The organism is Salegentibacter mishustinae, from assembly GCF_002900095.1.
Classification (GTDB): domain Bacteria; phylum Bacteroidota; class Bacteroidia; order Flavobacteriales; family Flavobacteriaceae; genus Salegentibacter; species Salegentibacter mishustinae.
Genome location: NZ_LLKN01000002.1, coordinates 573,247 through 595,052, shown reverse-complemented (window position 1 = coordinate 595,052; position 21,806 = coordinate 573,247). Strand labels below are relative to the sequence as shown.

At 37.5% G+C, this 21,806-nt stretch carries 16 protein-coding genes, 1 tRNA gene and 1 pseudogene; 6 read left to right on the top strand and 12 right to left on the bottom strand.

What is annotated here, in order from left to right:
- The first annotated feature begins 36 nt into the window (after positions 1-36).
- The 5 genes from APB85_RS05590 (at position 37) to APB85_RS05570 (ending at position 8,251) form a co-directional block, all read left to right on the top strand.
- Positions 37-2,517, top strand: a complete 2,481-nt coding sequence (locus APB85_RS05590; protein ID WP_083482202.1) for a glycoside hydrolase family 9 protein — start codon at positions 37-39, stop codon at positions 2,515-2,517.
- Between the two features lie 17 nt (positions 2,518-2,534).
- Positions 2,535-3,524 (top strand): glycosyl hydrolase, encoded by a 990-nt coding sequence (locus APB85_RS05585; protein WP_057481866.1) that lies wholly within the window; start codon positions 2,535-2,537, stop codon positions 3,522-3,524.
- A 34-nt stretch (positions 3,525-3,558) separates the two neighbouring features.
- Positions 3,559-5,490 (top strand): glycoside hydrolase, encoded by a 1,932-nt coding sequence (locus tag APB85_RS05580; RefSeq protein ID WP_057481867.1) that lies wholly within the window; start codon positions 3,559-3,561, stop codon positions 5,488-5,490.
- 33 nt (positions 5,491-5,523) lie between these two features.
- A complete protein-coding gene (locus APB85_RS05575; RefSeq protein WP_103294422.1) occupies positions 5,524-7,068 on the top strand; it encodes a glycoside hydrolase family 43 protein in 1,545 nt (514 codons plus the stop codon).
- Between the two features lie 50 nt (positions 7,069-7,118).
- Positions 7,119-8,251, top strand: a protein-coding gene (locus tag APB85_RS05570) for an IS3 family transposase (protein WP_103294421.1) whose coding sequence is annotated in 2 segments (ribosomal slippage) — positions 7,119-7,380 and positions 7,380-8,251 — 1,134 coding nt in all. Because the reading frame shifts where the segments join, the coding sequence is not laid out codon by codon here.
- 519 nt (positions 8,252-8,770) lie between these two features.
- Here APB85_RS05570 and APB85_RS05565 read toward each other — a convergent pair.
- The 12 genes and pseudogenes from APB85_RS05565 to mce all read right to left on the bottom strand — a co-directional run bounded on the left by APB85_RS05565 (position 8,771) and on the right by mce (position 21,100).
- On the bottom strand, positions 8,771-10,303 hold the full coding sequence (locus APB85_RS05565; protein WP_103294420.1) for a RagB/SusD family nutrient uptake outer membrane protein: 1,533 nt from the start codon (positions 10,301-10,303) through the stop codon (positions 8,771-8,773).
- 10 nt (positions 10,304-10,313) lie between these two features.
- Positions 10,314-13,451: a SusC/RagA family TonB-linked outer membrane protein gene (locus APB85_RS05560; RefSeq protein WP_057480872.1), complete on the bottom strand. Its 3,138-nt coding sequence runs from the start codon at positions 13,449-13,451 to the stop codon at positions 10,314-10,316.
- 1,103 nt (positions 13,452-14,554) lie between these two features.
- The gene (locus APB85_RS05550) at positions 14,555-15,013 is read right to left on the bottom strand and encodes a DUF6730 family protein (protein WP_057480874.1); all 459 of its coding nucleotides are present in this window, start codon (positions 15,011-15,013) and stop codon (positions 14,555-14,557) included.
- A gap of 125 nt (positions 15,014-15,138) precedes the next feature.
- A pseudogene (locus APB85_RS05545) lies at positions 15,139-15,825 on the bottom strand (relaxase/mobilization nuclease domain-containing protein); the annotation flags it as partial.
- A 68-nt stretch (positions 15,826-15,893) separates the two neighbouring features.
- Positions 15,894-16,190 (bottom strand): mobilization protein MbpA, encoded by a 297-nt coding sequence (mbpA, locus tag APB85_RS05540; protein WP_057480875.1) that lies wholly within the window; start codon positions 16,188-16,190, stop codon positions 15,894-15,896.
- A 125-nt stretch (positions 16,191-16,315) separates the two neighbouring features.
- Positions 16,316-17,203, bottom strand: coding sequence for a toprim domain-containing protein (locus tag APB85_RS05535; protein ID WP_057480876.1), 888 nt, complete (start codon positions 17,201-17,203; stop codon positions 16,316-16,318).
- Positions 17,146-17,475, bottom strand: coding sequence for a hypothetical protein (locus tag APB85_RS17205; protein ID WP_057480877.1), 330 nt, complete (start codon positions 17,473-17,475; stop codon positions 17,146-17,148). Before APB85_RS17205 ends, APB85_RS05535 begins: the two co-directional genes overlap by 58 nt.
- Positions 17,456-18,673, bottom strand: coding sequence for a primase-helicase family protein (locus APB85_RS05530; protein WP_057480878.1), 1,218 nt, complete (start codon positions 18,671-18,673; stop codon positions 17,456-17,458). The genes APB85_RS17205 and APB85_RS05530 overlap by 20 nt, the downstream gene beginning before the upstream one ends.
- Positions 18,674-18,709: 36 nt before the next feature.
- Positions 18,710-19,000 (bottom strand): helix-turn-helix transcriptional regulator, encoded by a 291-nt coding sequence (locus APB85_RS05525; protein ID WP_057480879.1) that lies wholly within the window; start codon positions 18,998-19,000, stop codon positions 18,710-18,712.
- Between the two features lie 409 nt (positions 19,001-19,409).
- Positions 19,410-20,195, bottom strand: coding sequence for a metallophosphoesterase (locus tag APB85_RS05520; protein WP_057480880.1), 786 nt, complete (start codon positions 20,193-20,195; stop codon positions 19,410-19,412).
- Positions 20,196-20,497: 302 nt separating this feature from the next.
- Positions 20,498-20,574: transfer RNA gene (locus APB85_RS05515), tRNA-Ile, on the bottom strand.
- Positions 20,575-20,659: 85 nt separating this feature from the next.
- On the bottom strand, positions 20,660-21,100 hold the full coding sequence (gene mce, locus APB85_RS05510) for a methylmalonyl-CoA epimerase (protein ID WP_057480881.1): 441 nt from the start codon (positions 21,098-21,100) through the stop codon (positions 20,660-20,662).
- Positions 21,101-21,410: 310 nt separating this feature from the next.
- Here mce and rbfA point away from each other — a divergent pair, with 310 nt between their 5' ends.
- Positions 21,411-21,806: a 30S ribosome-binding factor RbfA gene (gene rbfA, locus APB85_RS05505; RefSeq protein WP_037318333.1), complete on the top strand. Its 396-nt coding sequence runs from the start codon at positions 21,411-21,413 to the stop codon at positions 21,804-21,806.

The following is a 21,806-nucleotide window of genomic DNA, read 5'->3' as shown; positions in this document are numbered from 1 at the left end:
CCTATCTCCATAGTTTTATAGCTAAATCTAATAAGAATGAAATTGAAATTATACACCTTTCTAATGTGCTGCTTTTTGACGAAAGTTGGTATTGCACAAAACCAGGGCGAAAGTTTAAGGATTAACGATGAGGAATACCTTGAAATGCGCGGGTTAAATGTCATGCTTGCGCACGATTTCTATCCGGAAAGTCATCAAGGCGGTGTTGGAATTATACAAAACGGGATTAGAGTAGCAACCAACGGCGATTTACGCCTCGAACCTACTCCGGGGCAATGGCAACCTGTACCCAAAGTTGGAGAACGGGTCGTGGACAGAGAAAAAAATATAATTAGCGTAAAAATGGCTTATCCCGATGAAGCCAAAAATCGAAAAGGCTTTAATCCTATTGAGTATCCGGACCTGGAATTTTCTTATAATCTAAAAATTATTCCTCAGGGAAAATCCTTTAAGATTGTAGTCGATCTTGATGAAGCTTTGCCCGAAGCATGGATCGGCAAAGTAGGTATGAATATCGAATTCTTCCCCGGTTATCTTTTTGGGAAATCCTACTATATGGATAACGAATTTGGTCTTTTTAACCGTCAGGCCAACGGCCCTGGATATTATAATGATGAAGATGAATATCAAATAGAACCTATGGCCTTGGGAAAAGAACTTGTTATTGCTCCCGGGACACCCAGACAAACTTTAAAAATTGAAAATTTAAAAGAAAATCAATTAGAATTAATAGACGGCCGTGCCCAGCATAGCAACGGATGGTTTGTGGTAAGGTCTCTCGTACCATCAGGAGCTACAAGTAATGCTATAGAATGGCTTATTACTCCGAACACCCTGGAAGATTACACTTACGATCCCGTAGTTCAAATTTCCCAAGTTGGTTATCACCCCGCTCAGGAAAAAATTGCCGTGATAGAAACCGATAAAAATGATACTAACCTGAAAAAGGCGAAATTATTAAGGGTAAATAATGAAGGTGGTTTAACCGAAGTAATTTCAGAGAATCCTTCGGAATGGGGTAAGTTTCTTAGATATAAATATTATCAGCTGGACTTCTCCGATATCAAAGAGCCGGGAATGTATGTGATTCAATATGGCGATTATACCACTGAAGCTTTTCAAATTAACGAAAATATCTATAAACGCGGTATATGGCAACCTACTTTGGAGTATTTCTTACCGGTCCAAATGTGCCATATGTTGGTAAATGATCGCTATAAAATCTGGCACGGACGCTGCCATTTGGACGATGCCAGGATGGCACCGGTAGATACCAATCATTTTGACGGATATCTTCAGGGGTCTAAAACTTTAACCAGTTTCCAACCTGGCGAACACGTACCGGGACTTGATGCCGGTGGTTGGCACGATGCCGGAGATTACGATCTTAGAATAGAATCCCAGGCTTCTACCATCCACGGACTTTCGCATATTTATGAGATTTTCCAGGAGGGTTATGATAATACCACCATAAACCAAAAAACCAAAACCGTAGATATTTTACAACCCGATGGAAAGCCCGATTTTCTTCAGCAAATAGAACACGGCACCATACATATTGTTAATGGTTATAAATCATTGGGCAGGTTTTATCGCGGGGTGATTGTGCCTACTTTAGACCAATATGTTTTGCTGGGCGACCCGATAAACCATTCTGATGGCAAGATTTATAAAGAAACCAGTACTTCAAAAGAAATTCCCTTAGGCCAAGAAGGCGCTCCAGATGATCGCTGGGTTTTTACCGAAGACAATCCGCGTAGGGAATTACAAAGCGCCGCAGCCCTGGCCGCCACTTACAGGTCTCTAAAAGATTTTAATCCTGAACTTGCTGAAGATGCCCTGGAAATTGCTATAAAAACCTGGGAAAATACCTCTACAGATAATCCCTTGCAAAAACTCAGCTTAAGTGTAGAACTTTTTAGAAGTACTGCTGAAGCGAAATATGAAAATTTTATAAAAGAAAATATTAAAATTTTTTCTGAAAATATTGCGCAAACCGGTTGGGTACTGGCCCCAATTTTTAATGAAATTCAAGATAAAAATTTCAGAAATAAAATAAAAGCTTCCGTCAAAAATTATTACCAGGAAGTAGAAAAATTAGGAGCGCAAACTCCATACGGAATGCCTTATGAACCCGATATCTGGGGTGCAGGATGGGGAATTCAGAATTTTGGGATGAAACAGTATTTCTTACATACCGCTTTTCCTGAAATCTTTCCGAAGAAATATATGCTAAACGCACTCAATTTTGTTTTAGGAACACATCCGGGCGTAAACACGTCTTCTTTCGCATCAGGGGTTGGTTCTCGATCCTTAACGCAGGCTTATGGCATGAACCGCGGAGATTTTTCCTTTACCCCGGGTGGAATTGGCTCTGGTACTGCATTAATTCGTCCCGACTTTCCTGAACTTTTAGAATGGCCATTCCTTTGGCAACAAACCGAATATGTTTTGGGAGGAGGTACTACAGATTACCTATTCTTAGTACTGGCGGCAGACAAGCTACTGAATAAATAAACTTAAAAATAAATTACATGAAATTCGCTGTTACGCTTATCAGTTTTATCTTTTTTAGCAATGTATTTAGCCAAAAAGCACCGGTGAACAAAAATGCCACCCAGGAAGCTAAGGAATTATTGCATTATATATATTCTTTAGACGATAATATACTATCCGGACAGCACAGCTATAATGAGGAACCTGATAAGTTTTATAATCAAGTTGAAGCCATTACCGGAAAATTCCCTGCGGTTTGGGGAACTGATTTTTACTGGAACGGAGAAACCGATCCAGGAGAAAGGATTGTAGAGGCCGCTATCGAAAAACACCGGGAAGGAGCTATAGTAACACTAATGTGGCATGTAGGAAGACCTCAGGATACTCCTCCATATGGCTGGGCTAATAGTGTACAAAACGAGATTAGCGATGCCGATTGGGAAGAGTTAGTAACTCCAGGCACTACACTTCACGAAAAATGGTTGGACCAAATTGATAATGTTGCAGGCCATCTAAAGAAACTTAAGGAAGCTAATGTTCCGGTTTTGTGGAGACCATACCACGAAATGAATGGTGTATGGTTTTGGTGGGGAAATAAAAGAGGTCCCGAAGGTTATCAAAAATTATGGAAACTAATGTACGAACGTTATACGAATCACCACAACCTAAATAATCTTATTTGGGTGTGGAATGCTAATGGTCCAAGGGATATACCACAGGACGAGGCGTTTGAATATCAGGAATTTTATCCTGGTCATGAATATGTTGACATCCTTGCCACTGATATTTATCACTTTGATTATGAGCAAAAAGATTATAAAGAGCTTTTAAAACTTGCAGACGGGAAGCCAATTGCTCTTGGCGAAGTGGGGCAGTTACCAAAACCAAATATACTGGAAGCTCAACCGCAATGGAGTTGGTTTATGGTATGGTCAAATTGGTTACAGACTGCAAACTCAGAAGAAAAAGTAAAAGCTATTTATAATTTCGAAAAGACTATTTCAAGAGAAACAGATAAAAAGAAATAAAATCAAGTAGCAATTCAAAAAACTAAAATAAAAAATGAAAAATCTATTTACCATCTTATTTATATTAATTGGGGCGCCTTCTATTCTTGCACAGGCCGAATTTACAACCTGGGGAAATATGACAGGCATCAGGGTCGACAATCAATTAATGGAATTTAATTCCAGCCTTGTTTTAATGAAATCTAATTGGGATAATGCCTGGATTACCAGAAAAGAAGGGCAAGATATAGATTTTAAAAGGAATCAGGGTATTAAAACATTCAGCTATCAAATGGATAGCATCAAGTGGAAACAAACCATTAGCGATGTTGAAAAAGGAAAAGCTAATATAAAAGTTGAATTCAGTTCTCCCGATTCTCTAGATCTCAATGGGGCGTTTTTTCGAATAGAATTGCCTGAAGAGTTTGGAAAGGAAACTCAATTTGACTTTAGAACTCCATCATCACTTTCAAGTAATGATCTTTCTGGAAATTTGGATGGTTTATATAATGCACCAGCCGAAGGTTTAGTGGTAAGTGTTCCTTCAAGAGAATTTGTAATTGATTTTAAACATCAAACTAAGGTTATAATCAGAAAAAATTCAGAAGGTTTTTATCAGTTAAATTTTGAGATTGCCTCGGGTGAAATTTCGCCAAAGAAAAACTACAGCAATACCTTTAGCATTAAAGCTACTGGAGAAATTGATAATTCAATTGTAGAACTAAAAGTTTTCCCTCAACAGGAAGGGAAGAAATTCGATGGAATTGGTGGTAATTTCAGGTTGCAAAACCCTGAGACAGATCCTCAGGTAATCGACTATAGCCTGAAAAATCTTAGAGTTGCCTGGTCACGAGTTGAAATGCCCTGGAGAGAATGGCATCCTGATTCAAGTAAAGATCCTATTGAAGAAGCCAGAAAAGGTAACCTTGATCCAAAGGTAGAAGCTGCTATGGAAATGGCGCAACGCCTGGATAAAAAAGGAATCCCAGTAATTCTCGCTGCCTGGTTTGCTCCCCGTTGGGCAATAATCGGAGAACCTTCAAGCGGATTAGATATGAATGGAAATCGGGGTAATTTGCTCAACCTTCAAAAAAAGGAGAAAATTTATAATTCTCTTACTTCCTATATTAAATATCTTAAGCAAGAATATGGTGTAGAGACGGTTATGTTCTCTTTTAATGAAGCCGATTTAGGCATTGATGTTCGCCAAACAGAGGAAGATCACAATGAAATGATTAAAGAATTGGGAGCCTATTTTCGGGAAAATGGACTGAAAACTGAATTTTTACTGGGAGACACTGCTGATGCCAATGGCTGGGATTTTACAACCACGGCTTCTACCGATCCTCAAAGCCGACCTTATATTGGTGGGGTTTCATTTCATTCCTGGCGTGGATGGACGGATGAGAACCTTCTAAGATGGTATGATATTTCAAACCGTGTAGATAAGCCACTCTTTATTGGGGAAGGGAGCATAGATGCTGGAGCATGGCGTTATCCTCAAATTTTGGAAGAACCTACCTATGCTTTAGATGAAATTGATGTCTATTTAAAGATATTAAACAAAGCCCAACCTTTAACAATACTACAATGGCAGCTTACCGCCGATTATTCACCGATGTCGGGCGGTGGTATTTTCGGGAATACTGAAGAAGAATTACATCCAACTCAAAGATTTTTTAATCTTCAGCAATTAGGTAATACGCCAAAAGGCCTTTACGCACTTCCTATCACCACTAGTAATGACGCTATAACTGCTGCTGCATACGGTGATAAGGAAAAAGGCATTTATGCTATTCACCTGGTAAATAAAGGTGCTACCCGAAAAGTAACAATAACAGGTTTACCTAAAGAAGTGAGCAAAATGAAGGTGTTCCTTACTAACAAAGAAAAATCAAACGAATTAATGGAAACATTATCGGTGCGAAATGGTTCGATTACATTGCAATTACAGGGAGCAGGATTTACAAGTTTGGTAACTGAGTAATTATATCTAAAAGTTTAAAGATTTCACATACCTATGAGCAGACTACTTCCTTTTCTTCTTTACTTCCATTTTGCGATAGTCCTTTGCAACGCACAGGGCTTTAAAAATCCCATTATTGAGGGGTTTCATCCAGATCCCAGTGTTTGTAAAGTCGGGGATGATTTTTATTTGGTAAATAGTAGTTTCGCCTATTTTCCAGGGGTACCAATTTTTCATAGTAAAGATTTAATAAACTGGGAGCAAATAGGTCATTGCTTAACAAGGGAATCACAGCTTAATTTACAAAATGCAGGGATCTCAGAAGGTATATATGCTCCAACCCTCCGTTACCATAAGGGTGTCTTCTATATGGTCTCTACAAATGTTTCCCATAAAGGTAATTTTTTAGTTTATACTGAAGACCCAAAAGGTGAATGGTCAGAACCAATATGGCTAGAACAAAAGGGAATAGACCCATCCCTCTTTTTCGAGGGGGGAAAATGCTATCTTACCGTAAATCCAGATAATCAAATATACCTCTCTGAAATAGATCCTAAAACAGGTGAGCAACTTTCAGAACCTATACCAATTTGGAGTGGTACCGGAGGAAGATATCCTGAAGCCCCTCATATCTATAAAAAGGACGATTGGTATTTCCTTTTATTATCGGAAGGAGGTACAGAATATGGACATACAGTAACCATAGCCCGCAGCAGAAATATTGAAGGACCATATGAACCTAATCCTAAAAATCCAATTTTAACCCATATCGGTGTAGAAACCCAAACAAGTCCAATTCAGGGGACCGGACACGGCGATTTTGCTAAGGCAGAGGACGGAAGTTGGTGGGTAGTTTTTCTGGGCTTCAGACCTCAATCAGGGAACCACCATATGCTAGGTAGGGAAACTTTTTTAGCTCCGGTATCTTGGAATAATGACAACTGGCCGGTAATTAATAAAAGTGGAACAGTTAGCCTTGATATGAACGTTCCAACTTTAGCATTACAACCATTTGAAGATTCAAAAGAGCCAGCAAATTTCACTCAAAAAGAACTCGGACATAAATGGAATTATATTAGAAACCCTATAAAGGAGAATTATAGTATCAACGCTAAGGAAGGATCTATAAACCTAAAAGTATCTCCCGTTTCGTTAAACGATAACGGCTCACCAACTTTAATTGCACGACGCCAGGAACACATTAATTTCAATTCTATTGTAAAGTTGAATCTATTAGATGCAAGTGAAAAAGATGAAGCAGGAGTAACAGTTTTTATGGATCATCAATCACACTACGACCTTTTTCTGAGACAAAAAAATAATTCTAAACAACAGTTAGTGCTACGCTATATTTTGGGAGAATTAACCCATGAGAAAATTATAACTGAGCTTTCTAACGAAGAAGTTGTTTACCTCAATATTGAAGGTAGTAATGATTATTATGATTTTTCGTATTGTCTTGATGGAGAAAACTATAATTTCATTGACAAAATGGATGTAAGATACTTAAGTTCTGAAACTGCAGGAGGATTTACAGGTATAATGCTAGGGATGTTTGCAGTCTCTGATGATAATAGTTCTATTGTAAGCTACCCTTAAAAACGAACTGTTTAAAAGTATAATATATTTTATAACTTTAAACAGTAATTATGAAGAAGAGTAGATATTCACCACAGCAAATCGCAAAGATTTTAAAGGAGTTTGATAACGGAAAAACGGCCGCAGAAATCAGCCGTGAATATGGCATTAGTACAGCTGCATTCTACAAGTGGCGGGAACGTTATGGCGGTATGAACGGCAAGGAGCTGAAGCGCCTGAAGGACCTTGAGGAGGAGAACCGAAGGCTGAAGCAGATGTATGCCAATCTATCCCTGGATCATCAAATGGCCAAAGAAATCATCGAAAAAAAGCTTTAGAGCCCTGCCGTAAAAGAACCATAGCCAAAGAACTTACGCGTTACGGTATTAGCAGGGCGTGCCGTGTTTTAAATATGAGTAAAAGCGTTTTTTATTACAGGCCAATTCCAAAGGATGATACTGCTATCGAAGAGGCTCTACAACAGAAAGCTAAAGAACATAGCGAAGAAGGCTTCTGGATGGCTTACGATCGTCTAAGGAGTGAAGGCAAGCCCTGGAACCATAAACGGGTGTACAGGGTCTATAAAAAACTTGGTTTAAGTTTGAGACGAAAGGTAAAAAAGCGTTTACCTGCCAGGGTTAAAGAACCCCTGGAGGCTCCCATAGCTCCTAATCGTTGCTGGAGTATTGATTTTGTGACCGATGTCCTAGAAAACAAAAGACGCTTCCGTGGCTTAACCGTAATTGATGATTACAACCGAGAAGCATTGCATATAGAAATTGATTTTTCACTACCCAGCAAACGTGTCGTCTGGGTATTGAACCATTTGATTAATCGCAGGGGAAAACCCAAAAAAATAAGAATGGATAATGGTCCTGAATTTGTTGCTAAGATCGCTTCAGAATGGAGCCAGATGCAAGAAATCGACTTTCAGTATATTCAACCTGGGAAACCAACCCAGAATGCTTTTATAGAGAGATTCAATGGAACATATCGAAGAGGCGTTCTCAATAAGTACCTCTTTGAAGATCTAAATCAGGTAAGGGAACAAACCGAGACCTGGATGGAAGATTACAACAATGTAAGACCACATAATGCACTGGGAAAAATGGCCCCCGTAGCATACGCAAAAACTCATTCTCCTGTCGGTACCGACAGGAGAATGAAAAATGATATTTTTGGACAATCAAGCAGTTCTAATTAGGGGAAGCTTACACTATAGGTTTTGGGAAATTTTATGAATTTGATTATTTATCTCCTGAAGAGTAAATCGAAAAAATACTGAATCTGACCTATTGTTTCTATAACCAGACCCATTCTCCATTTTGGTTTGGCAATTTTTATAATCTTAAGAAGAAATCAGTAATTAGTAATGATTTCTCAAGTTAAATATGACTTTTCCCAACACTTCCGAAAAGCAATAAAGCCGAGCATGATTATGAAACTTGGACAAAAACCAGTTTTCCTCTCTCCTTTTCCCCGTCTTTAAACAATGGGTAAGAATAAGATTGAACTGTAATGCATTTATTCATTTTCTATTCTTAACATCAGGTCCTTCTTGGATCAACCTTGAATGGAACCCGTGACTATTTGGTTCTAATTATTCCTCTAAAAGGTATTTAAGATTAGTACCTTACGAATAACGTCCCCTTATGATCATATGCATAAAAAAGGCTCCAGTTCAATCTGGAGCCTTTACCCTGAATTTAACTTAATGGTTTAATTAATATCCTGGGTTTTGAGTTAAATTTGGATTTATGTCAATTTGTTGTTGCGGAATGGGCATTAAATCTTTTCCCTCTGGAATGGCAATATCAAAACGATCTTGAATATACTCAATATGGTCACCAGAGCGTCTTAGAACCCACCAAAGTGAAAATTCGCCGGCTAATTCGTGCCTATACTCTTCAAGTATTGAATTCATAAGTTCACCTTGGGGTGGTTGTTCCAATCCAGCTCGGTTTCGAACTCTCATTAAATATTCCATAGATTTTGAATCGTTGCCTATTTTGTGGTAAGACTCAGCAAGGCTTAAAAGCACTTCCCCGTATCTCAAAAATATTAAGTTTTGACCTCCAAAAATATTAGGTCCTGACCAACCGTCTACAATAGGGTTTCTCCATAATTTGACTGCATAATACCCTTCTCTCCCCGGAAGGCCGTCAATACCCGTCCACGGATCTTCTTCTGTACCTAAGGTATTGATACCTCCAAAATTTTGCTGTACATTTTCATACATAGCAATGTCTATAATAGGATCTGGATGTTCCTCCCCAGGTCCAATGAGAGTAGCAGACCTTCTTTCATCCCCATCTTCAAAGGAATTGTATAAAGCTTCAGTTGGAACCGCGTAACCCCCACCATTCCCAATTTCATTAGGCATCGTAAAAGATTGAATAAACGTTTTATTATCGTCACGTCCCCAACCTAGATCACCAGATTCGTCATATAGCTGAACTTCAAAAATTGATTCATTATTATTTTGATTATCATTTGCGTGAATAGCAAGAAAGTCATCCTCAAGCGTATAATGTCCTTCTAACATTTCAAAAGCTTCAATTGCATTCTGATATTCTCCAAGCCACATATATGCACTACCCATATAGGCATAAGCCGCTCCCTTAGTAATCCTCCCCGTTTCCGATTCGGGATATTCCCAGGGTAAATATTCTGCTGCCATCTCCATATCCTCAATCACCTGACGAAAAACTTCCTCCTGTGTATTTCTGGGAGCTTCAGGGTCCTCAATCCGTTCAGCTGTTTGAGTTACAATTGGTACACCTCCAAAATTAGACGCCATAATAGAATATAGCACACCTCTTAAAGCTCTTGATTCTGAAATTAATCTATTACCATATTCAGCATCAATATCTCCTTCCTCAACCATTAAATTTATATTGTAAATAGCATTATTTGCTCTACCAATACCAATATAATTCTGAGTCCACATATTATTAAATGGCACAAAGGTTACAGGAATTTGAAAGGTTTGGAAAAATGCATCAGAGCCTATATTCTTAAAATCCTGAGTTAAGAAATTAGCCGGATAAAATACCGCCTTTGTTAAATATTCTACCGTCCCACCTTGAAAGGTATCATAAACACTTGTGACGACCGCCGATGCGGTTTCGGGATCATTAAATACTATTTCATCAGTAACTCCGTCATATTGCTGATCAATTAAATAATCATCAGAACAACCTAACATTGTTAGAAAAAGACAAATACTGGTTATTTTTAGCTTTTTTAAATTCATACTTTTAATTTTAGAATTGTAAATTAACACCTACTGTGAAAGTCTGAGGAGATGGATATGCGCCAAAATCTACTCCTCTCGATTGAACCCCTCCGTTACCATCAATATCAGTCACACTACCTATTTCAGGATCCATTCCGCTATAGCCGGTTAACGTGAGTAAATTCTGCCCACTAACGTATACCTTAGCATTTGTGAGACCTATGTTTTCTATGACATCAGGCGATAGATTATAAGCGAGTTGGATGTTTCTTAGTCTTAAAAAAGAACCATCTTCGACAAAATGATTAGAAACCCGGTTATTCTGGTTCACATCCTCTACCACCGCTCTAGCGTAAGTATTAGATGGGTTTTCCGGGGTCCACCTATTTTCATAATACTCCTGACTTACGTTGGTGTAAGCACTGTTTATACCATAACCTCCGGCAGTTTCTTGCTCCACTCTGGTAAAGTTTAAAATGTCATTTCCATAAGAACCATAAAGGGCTATTCCAAGTTCGAAATTTTTATAAGAGCCATTGAAATTTACACCTCCATAAAAATCTGGAAAGGGGCTTCCGATAACTTCGCGGTCTGCCGCCGTTATTTCTCCATCATTATTTAAATCTACAAAACGCCTATCTCCGGGAGCGATAGGATTTGCCCCGGTGGATTCTTGATAAGTACCATCTGGTGCTTCAGCGTTTAATTCATCAATTTCTGCCTGTGTTTGAAAAATTCCGTTTGCCCTATATCCATAAAAGGTACCTACATTACCACCGACATAAGAGCGGGTGAAACCTAACCAATTGTCCACAAAATTTGGAACAAAGTTGGTCTCAAAAATCAAAAAATCTTGGTTTCTTGTTAGTGCTGAAATTTCATTTTCAATTTTTGTGAAATTCGCAGATAGATCAAATTGAAAATCTCCTTGATTCTTGCGATATCCTACGAGTAATTCAAGACCTCTATTTTCAACATTTCCGGCGTTTACAGTTCTTGAAGTAAATCCTGTTTGCGGTGGCGTTGTTTCCCTTAGCAAAAAGTCCTCTGCAGACTTATGAAAATAATCCACAGTAAAATAAAGCTGTCTATTAAACAATTCAGCATCGATACCTACATTCGTTTGAACCTGAGATTCCCAACCTAAATTAGGATTTCCCAAAGAGGCAGGAGCCAAACCGGAAACGGGTTGTCCACCAAAAACATATCCATTATTATCATTGGTGGGACCTCCGGTATAAGAAGTAAAGAACTGGAAAGGCTCAATTCCTTGGCTATTTCCTGTTTCACCCCAACTTCCTCTTAATTTTAATAAGTCAAAAGTGGAATTCTCCATAAATGCTTCTTCATCTATATTCCATCCAGCCGCTAAAGAGGGAAATGTTCCATATAAATTATTTTCTGAAAATTTATTTCCTACCCCATCCCTACGCAAGGTTGCCGTAAGGGTGTATCTATCTTTAAAAGTATAGTTGACTCTGCCGAAGGTACTTGCAAAAGTAGCCGTTCCCCAAGTACCAGATCTATTAGTTACTTCTTCGGCAGCAGCAAGATCTCGAATATCATCACTTAAAAATCCTCTTGATTCTACATATACATTCTTAAACTTATTCTTTTGTGCAGAAACTCCAAGCAAGACTTCCACTCTATGGTCTTCAAATGTCTTTTTGTATTCTAATAAACCTTCAGCGAGATATTCATTAAAGGTGCTTTGGTTTATAGTATAGGTTGCTGAAGGATTATTATCAGCATTAGAATTACCACGATTATATCTTGGGAGGAAAGACCATCCAGCATAATTCTGAGTTTGAAAACCAAATTTACCCGTGGCCTTGAATCCATCAAGGAAGCTATATTCCAAAGCAAGATTACCTAAAAGATTATTGGTACCATTATCATTGTCGTTTTGCAAGGCACTAGCCAAAACATTATTTGTGGTTGAAAGTAAACCAGTATCAGGAAAAGCGCCATAATTACCATTCCCGTCATAAGGTTGATTAGTACCTGTTCGGTCATCAAGATACGGAACGTTTGTAAACAGCTTTGTAAATCCATAATAACCCTGAGATAAATTCTGATAACTCTCAGAATAAGCATATTTCATATCTGCTCTGGCGGTTAAATTTTCCAGAATATCATAATCAGCATTTAACCCAATATTGTAGCGTTTATAAGAGGAGGTTAAAATAACGCCTTCTTCATCCACCATTCCGACACTCAGAGCAGCTCTAGCTTTTTCACCTCCCCCCCGAATACTAATATTATGACCTTGTCTAAAACCTGTATCAAAAGCATAATCCTGCCAATTGATATTACGCAAGTCTCCCGGATTTCTCCATTCATCCAAAACTTGCTTATCTTGATTTTCGGCAATTTCGAGTGCAAAATCGGTAAATTGATTAACATCTAACATATCAATTTGCTCCGGCTCCAACTGAAACCCGGCCCAGGAATCGATACTAACCGTAACTCTATCCCTAAGACCTTTTTTGGTTTCAATAATAACAACCCCGGCATTTGCCCTAACTCCATATATTGCGGCAGCCGAAGCATCTTTTAATATCGACATGGACTTTATATCATTAGGATTTAAGAATGAAATATCCTGGGTAGGGAAACCATCCACAACATATAATGGATCGTTATTTCCAAAAGAACCTACACCTCTAATATTTACCGAGAGCCCAGCTCCTGGCCCTCCTGAATTTTGAGTTATTTGAACACCTGCAGCTTTTCCTTGAAGTGCCTGACTAACAGAGGTAGCAGGAAACTTTTCAATATCTTCACTGGATACGGAACCCACAGCTCCTGTTAAATCTCTTTGGGTGGAACTCCCGTAAGCTACTAATACAACTTCTTCCAGGCCATTGGCATCATTTTCAAGAACAACATTAATAGTAGTTTGCTCATTTACTTCAACTACTTTTTCCTGCATTCCAACATAAGAAAAAATCAATTTATCATTAGAATTGACATTATCAATACTATAATTGCCATCAAAATCTGTAGTTACACCTGTTGTGGTTCCTTGAATCAAAATTGATACACTTGGCAAAGGCATACCATTATCATCGGTGACCGTACCAGTAATAGTTTTAGTTTGAGCCATTACAATCTGTGTACACAACATTAATAATAACCCAAGAAGACCCTTGAATTTACTCATAATTTCACTTTTTATCTTATTATTTCTAAAATCAAAGCCAAAATTAGAGTACTTAATAAGCTTTAGTTAATATTATTTTATCAATTTCTAATCAAATAATTTAAGAATTGATAATTTTTATCAAACAGAAAAGCAATATTGAAACAAAACCTGATAATGTTTTGGATGGTCTGCAATACAATTCCATATAACATCAAACCTTGATATGTTAATCGGGTTCGAATTACAAACACTTATTTATCATTTTAAGACATAATTTCGTTACTCGAGTTGTCCTTTATTAAAATCTAAAATGATGAATGCTTTAAATTGGAAATGAAAAACTTTTAGAAAAACTTTTGTAAACTGTAGTGAAATCGTATTACTAATATTTGAATAAATAACATGTCTTCTTCCCAAAATCTGCCGAAATTCTATGGAAATTAAAACGGACTGATAAAATATGATAGCGGATTTCTGTAAGAGGTAAGATTGGAAATCATATTCGCTAAATGCTTTTGTCATATATAGCGGTGTGGGCTACCTATTTTCGATAAAGCAGAATTATAATATTGAAAGTAATTTAAATAAGGTCAAAGCTACCTTCTATTTATATTTACTAAGCCCTTTAAAATTTTATAGAAATAAGATATTAAGCCCTTTGTTAGCCCATTATATAACGTCGGAAGTCAATTAGAATTATTGCTTAAAATTATTGTAGTGTAATAAAACATCTTAATAGCATCTGCCGTCACATAAAATCAACATTTAGATCATAAAACAATTCTATCTCTAACATTATCAAGATTAATTGCTAATCCTCCCGCCCCATATCTACCATAACCTGCGCAGGATCCTATGCTGTTTTTATAGTGTACGGGAAGTTAAGCGTAAAGTAAAAACAGCATAGGGCGCAACCTATTTAATTTTATAAAACCAGTAAATTTTCTCCTGTTTTCAGGGCCTTTCAAGCCATTTACTGGTAATCTGCACGCTTTTGACCACTCATTTAAAAATTTGCTTTTATTTTTTACTAAATTTTTACCGCAAATTTCCACGGTTTTACTGAGTGTTTCAGGGCATTTGTCGCAAATTTACTAATTTTTGCTACAGGCCATTTATCATTACAAATCGGGGTATCCACCCTGTATCCACTCGCAGTATGCCTCCTGGATTTCCGGATATGCTGCAAAATAATCTTCATAATGCTTATTTTGAGATTCCACAATCGTCCGATATACTTCAAAATTGTCTTCTACTTTTTCTTTCGAGGTGTACCCGAAATACCCCACTGAACCCAGGGCAGTAATTCCTGAGATTCCAAAAAGAATCAGCAAATAATTAGGTATAACCTTGGCGTGTTTTAATTTTCGATCAATTTCCATAAGGATTTCATCCGTTTTTTGCTTTTCTGCTTCCTGTTTTTGCAGGAATGTGTTCAGGTTCTTTTCCACAGCTTCCGTGCTTATTGGGATGCTTATCTTTACCAATTGTTCTGAAAGCTTTTGAAGTTCCAGTACAGCAGTTTTGAAATCATCCATCTCATCGGCCATCAGTTCCATAATTTCATCTAGTTTTTTCATCGCTTAAAATTTTAATATCCCATACCTATACCGGTATCTCTTACTGTTTTTACTATTCCTTTTAAAATCTCTTTAGCTATTTTGGTTGACAGATTGCTGCTTAGTTGCACTGTCTTATCTAAGACCTAAAGGCTTTTTGGCACCTCTTTTAGCCTTGTAAAACTCCTGTTTTGGGCGATCTGGGGAATTAACCTATTCCCGCTCATCGACCGGTCCACTTCACTGGCTTTTAGATTTACTCCTTTGTATTCCACCCGAAACCCCTGTAGTTGATTGGCTTTATTGATGGTGGGAATCACTTCAACCTTTTGGGCTTTCATCTTACTGATATATTCATCTAGCGATTTTGGTCTGGACTGAAGTACGCGATCATGTATATTTTTAATTTCTTGTCGCAAGTGCTTTAATTCGTGTAGTTTTTCCTTTTGTACTTCCCGAACCCTGGTAAGTCCTAATTCTTTAGCAACATTATCTGCCGCTATCTGACTTCGTTTTCCGATAAAGCTGTCATTGTAAGCTTTGCCATCAAAACCAATCCTGTTGGTATAGATATGGACGTGAGTATGCGCTTTATCCCGGTGAACAAATCCAATGGATTGGTTGTTTTGCAGGTTCATTTCCTTTAAAAACTTTCTGGCGATCTCTTCCAGGTCTCTTTTGCTTAGATCCTGCCCATCCTCAATCGTGGGGCTGACGATAAAACTTAGAGTGTTATTGGTACATCGCAGGTTTTGCGACTGGATAATCCTAAATTCTTCGGCTATTTCTGCAGGGGTATCCCCGGCCACGTTTTCTCTTAATACGACATCAGCTTCTTTTTCCTGGTTTCAACCATAGGATATGGAAACCCTGGTGCCTGAAACGCTATGTCCTTTTCCTATCATTTTTTAAAGTTTTTTAAATGGGCCCTGATTTCTTTCGCAAGGTCTTCCACTTCCCTGGCAAGCTTTGGATCCCGCTTTTTAAACATATTCCCAATGCGGGTAAAATTGTTTTTGTACTGGACCAGCATCTTATAAGTCTCCAGTTGTTCCGGGGTGATCCGTTCTACAATGTTTTTATCAAAGGCCGTTGCCCTGATATATTCTGAAAGGGAAATTCCTGCCCGGGCCGCCCTTCTTTGGAGCAGCTTCTTCTCGTAGATCGAGCAGCGAACCTGGATGTATTCCCTTTTCATTTTTTTCTTTTTAAAATCTTTGCAACCATCGGGCGCAAAGCAAGATTGTCATTACAATGACACATCTTGCTTTTCCCTTTCAACTGAAATTCTCCGATAGGCAATTACCATTTACCAAAGCATCATTATTTTAAAGTCAGGGATTTTTTAAAGCATCCTTCATTGATTAATTTTTCATTTAGATCTCCATATCCAGAGTAGGAATCACCGCAATCGGTCACATTATCAAACTGGTTTAAAAGTGAACTAGCTGCTTTTTTACCTGCCGGGTCATTATCAAGATAGATAAGAACCTTCTCATATTTAGGAATGAGCATTTTTATCCTTTCCACAAAAGCCAGTGAATTTAAAATGATGCAGTCTGAATTTTGAACCAAATCTTCATCGATGGTAGCCAGGGAAAGAAAATCAAACATCCCTTCCGTGATGATTAATTGTTTAGACCCTCTTTCAAAAAGTGAATAGGTTTTTGGGCTACTGGAGGTTTTAAAGTATTTATTTCTAAGTTCCCAGCCTCCCTTATGGTTTTTAAGTCCGATTGCAAAAAATCGTTTCCCTTTACAGCTATACCAAACCTGTCTACAATATTTAGCGGCAATCTCAAAAGGTATATTCCGGGATTTCAAATAATCCACTAATCCCTGCAGGTAAATCAATTCAACCTCCAGGATTCGAATTTCCGCTTGCTTCAAACGATCTTCAGGTTTTGATGGGCTAAAAGAAAAAGTCTCCGTATTGTTCTTTAAATATTCCAGTGCCTCCTTTACGGAAAAGGATTTCATAAGCATAATAAGATCTATCGTTGAACCTCCTTCTCCTATTCCGAAGTCATACCATAGGTTCTTTACTAAAGAGACGCTGAAAGAGGCTTGTGTTTCTGACCGCAGGGGACTCAGAAACCAAGCTTCTTTTTCCGTTGTTCTGCTGGGAAAGTGCCCTAATTTTGCAAGCGTTTTTACGATGCAAATATTACGGGCTTTTTCCCAGCTTTTTGATGTTTCTGTGTTTTCCATTTCTTTTCATTTTCCCATTGGATACTATCATATAGATTCAAATCTCCGCATCGTTTTATTTTTGATGATAAAGTGATGCGGAAACGATGCGGCTGAAAATCCCCAGTATTACTGGTCTTATTTCTATCTTGCATCAATTCATCAAAAAAAGAAGAAATTACCGGAGGCTTTTCTCTTTTGTTGTATTCCGAATTTGTTGCTTTGATGCAAATCTTCCCGCAAGCCTTGATAACACTGGGATTACAGCACGCATCACTTTTGCATCGTTTCATCGTTTTCCAAATCTTCAAAATTCCCAAGCAAGAAGGATTTTTCAATGGTATAGTAGCGCCCTTTGCCGGGGATTGGCGCAAGGCCATTCTGCCACATCACCATTTTTTGATAGGTGCGGGAATTATCCTGGTTCTTTAATTTCCAGTCATTTTTTAGTATTTGTCTCAACTGGGTAAGATCGGTCCTAACCCGGGTGTGGTTTAAAATTTGGAGCGCATCCATAGGGCATAGATTTACTTCTTCCAAATCAAAAGTTTCCATAGCACTTAGAAGCATACTAGCAAGTTCCTTTTCTACCCGGTTCCTGTTATTGCGCATTAAATTTTGCAAGGCATTTGTCCTAATCTGTTCCGGGGTAAACCACATTCGGGTTTTATGGGCTGTATCTAATTCCCGGTGTTGCAGGTAAAACAAGAAAGCCGGAATTTCTTTTTTTAGATGTTCTAAAAATTGGGTTTCTTCTGTTTTAAGGGAAGGTATTTTTAGCACCCAAAAACGGGTTTCATCGCTATCGATCTTTATGAAGTTATCTTCATTATTACTACAGAGGATAAACTTTCCAAAAAATTCAAGTTCACGCTTATCTTTGCCTTTAGCCTCCATTTTATTATAATCGGTAGTACTGAGGTATTTAATTCGCTCGGTAAGTTCTTCCTTATTGAACAGTACTTCATCTATACAAATAAGCAGCTTGTTTGCCCAGTCTGCATTAAACTGGCTGCTGAAGTTATCATTGGTGAGATAGGTGAGGTTATTATCGAAAATAGCCTTTAACCATTTGAGAAAAGTAGTTTTTCCGGTCACCCTTTCTTTTGAAACCAAACACAAGATGGGCAGGATCTGAATAGGTTTCAGGTATAAAAGCTGCAAATAATCCAGTCCTAATTCAAACTGGTTTCCGAAAATATGATTGACAAATCGCAATGAATAGTCGATGGAACCATTTGTCGGCGTGTGAGGCAAAGGAGCATAGGTGTTATAAAACCCAAAGACCTCTTGCTTAAAATCCAGGTGGCTAGGAATACAGGTAAAGCCATCATATTTTCTGATCTTGCCCACATAAGCTTTGCCGTGGTCATTGCGCAGGGTCTCCAGACTCCAGGGAACTAAAACTTCATTAAAGTCCCCGGAAATAGTGGGCAGCTGAACTAATTTATAGTAGCAAGTACCCACCCGGATATAGGTTAGCTTTTTCATCTTAAAATTTTTAAAGGATGAGTAAAAGGCAAGAGCCTATTTCCGGTTTTTTATCAGGCCCTTATTGAACTGATCTTCAAGAAAGGCATCAGACAGGTCCGGTTCTCCTAGGAGCCAGGCATCGATCTTTTCCTTGTCGAAAAACTTTTGGCGAATGTTGGGATTGTTCCCCATTGGTATAAGCCGCAAATGCGTAAGCTTATAGATCTTACTTTTGGAGAGCCCGGTGTATTGTGCCAGGTCTTCCACGTTCATTACTTTTTTGGTGGTTCCAAGGAGGCCTTTAATATCAATTAAGAGATCCTCAATTTTTTTGTTTTCTTCCATTTTGATTAAAAATTGATTTAGAAAACAAACTAAATGAGAAAAAGAAATCAAATCTTATCAGAAGAATAATTTAACTGTAAAACAATAAAAACTTTGAAATATCCTTTATAAAAAGTTGAAATAATTGACAGATATCTAAAACTGACTTTTAATAAACCTTCGTGATAAACTTGAAAATTGTGAAATATTAAACCTGTTTCGAATAAATGAGATTATAAAATTTGAGAAAAGCTAAGTCCTTAGCAACAAGTCTTAATGGGGATTTTCTGAAATATATAGAGAAACAAAGCTCAATTTGCAGATTAAGGAATAGTTTAAGTAAAAAGTTAATACTAAAAAAGTCATTCAATTTCTTAAATGGCTTGTCTTCCTAAGCTCCCCCTCCAGGGCACAACCAATAACTTGCTGATTAATAATTTTCTTCACTATCAATAATTTTGTCTAATTGAAATTTTTCATACTCATGATACGCTACATAACCCAGTTGATTTGTTAACAACCACGTATTTCCTATTTTAAAATCAGGTGTATTACTATGGTGATGTCCATAAATCCAATAACTTGGCTGCTCATTTTCAATCAAATTATAGAGTTCTACGGCAAAAGCTTCATTAATCTGGCTGTTCCGGTATTTTTTAGGGTAATTGAATAATGTAGGCACGTGGTGAGTTACGACCACCGTCGTTAATTCTGTTTTTTGCTGTAATCTATTATTAATAAACTTATGATTTTCTTCAAAAAGGGTGTTGAATAATTCTGGAGTAAAAGGTTTACCATTGAACTCTATCATCTGAAAATCATTTAAATCTTGCTGTATTATAAAAGAATTTTGAACAGATATATTTGCCCAAAGGGTTGAAAATATCAATCTGTACTTTCCTAAAACAACTTCTTGATTATTTAGAAACCATATATTATTCCGGATTTTCTCTTTGAAGCTGCCACATTTCAAACCCACGTCATAATGATAGTATTCATGATTACCAGGAATCCAAAATACCATTTCAAAATCGTTTGAAAGTTGATCAAAGAAATAATCAAAATCTTCTAATCTAACCAGAGGTATAATATCACCAGCCAAGATGAGTACTTCCCCTTCCGGCTTTAGTGGAGATTTATTTAAAAATTTTTCATTTTCCGAAAACTCTAAATGTAGGTCTGAGACGTATTGTATTCTTAGTTCTGGAAGTTTCATATCACCTTTCTCAAGTTAATACATAACACTGATTTGCAATCACAAACCTTTTTAACTTGAAGCTAAGGTATCTAATATATTATAAAATTTAGCTTAAAACGGAAATCAGGTGCAAAACCTAGATTCCATCTGAAAAACTAATATCGAAAAGCCTATCCGGTATGAATACTTATTGTCATCATTAAATTTTACATGAGATAGTTACATTACTGATAAAAATAAGAGGCTTCCTAAATGTTGTACATATGTTGTACCCAAGAAGAAACAAAAAAGCCTTACATCTCTGTAAGGCTTGATTTTGTTGGTGGTCCCACCTGGGCTCGAACCAGGGACCCCTTGATTATGAGTCAAGTGCTCTAACCAGCTGAGCTATAGGACCAATTCAAGTATTTCAACAATACCCGAATTTTAGGAGTGCAATATTATGATATATTTTTAACTCCTGCAAGGTGAAGTGCAATTTCTTAATTTCTCGCTCCCTCTCCTTTGGGGAGGGCTGGGGAGGGGCTTTTTTCCTGGCATAATTCTACTAAAACCCCGTGGAAACTTTTAGGGTGCATAAAAGCTACCAGCTTATTATCGGCGCCATCTTTAGGTTCGGTATTTATAAGCTTAAAACCTTCTTTTTCCAGGCGGGCGATTTCAGCTTTAATATCATCTACCGCAAAAGCTATATGATGAATGCCCTCGCCGCGTTTTTCAATAAACTTTGCGATAGGACTTTCAGGATTTGTAGCGGCAAGCAATTCAATTTTACTCTCTCCAATTTTAAAGAAAGACGTACTCACACCTTCACTCTCTACCGTTTCGGTTTTATAATTTTCACTTCCCAAAACCGCATTATAGGTAGCATTTGCAGCTTCAAGATCTTTTACGGCAATCCCAATATGTTCAATTTTTTTCATTTTTCTATTTTTAAGTAGATGCAGCAAGTTAAACTTCTAATTTCAGATATTCAAAATCGATAAACTTCTATCAAATTAAAAAGAAACCCCAACAACTTTACTCTCGGCAATATTCCGGTTGTCTTTTGAATAAGATCACTTTTATCGAAAATTTAGGGGGACGAGCGTAAAATTTAGATAAAGATTCGCAAGCCTAGATTTTTTGGTTCGCTTTTTATCGATGGAAAAAATGAACAAGCTAAAATTAAGACTTGTACGCATAGTTTTTTACATTTAGGAGTATACCAATTTATTATAGTATTTTTGCCTTATGGAAGAGACAAACAGACAAAAGAAAATAGGAGGAGTTTTGCAGCGCGATTTAGCCGATATCCTGCAAAAGAACCTTAAAGATGCCGGGAGAACAGGAGTGATCATTTCGGTCTCTAAAGTAAAAGTAACTACAGATCTTTCTATCGCGAAAGCTTATATCAGTATTTTTCCGCAGAAACACGCGCAGGAAGTTATAGAGGAAATAAACCTTGGGAAGTCTAAGATAAAACACGAAATGGCGCAGCGCACTAAAAACCAGTTGCGAAAAATGCCGGAAATCAATTATTATTTGGACGATTCTCTCGATTATATAGAAGGTATAGAAAAATCTATTAAAGGAGAAGAAAATCCAATAACCGATCCCGACTTACTGGAGCGGCGGAAAAAATCTTAA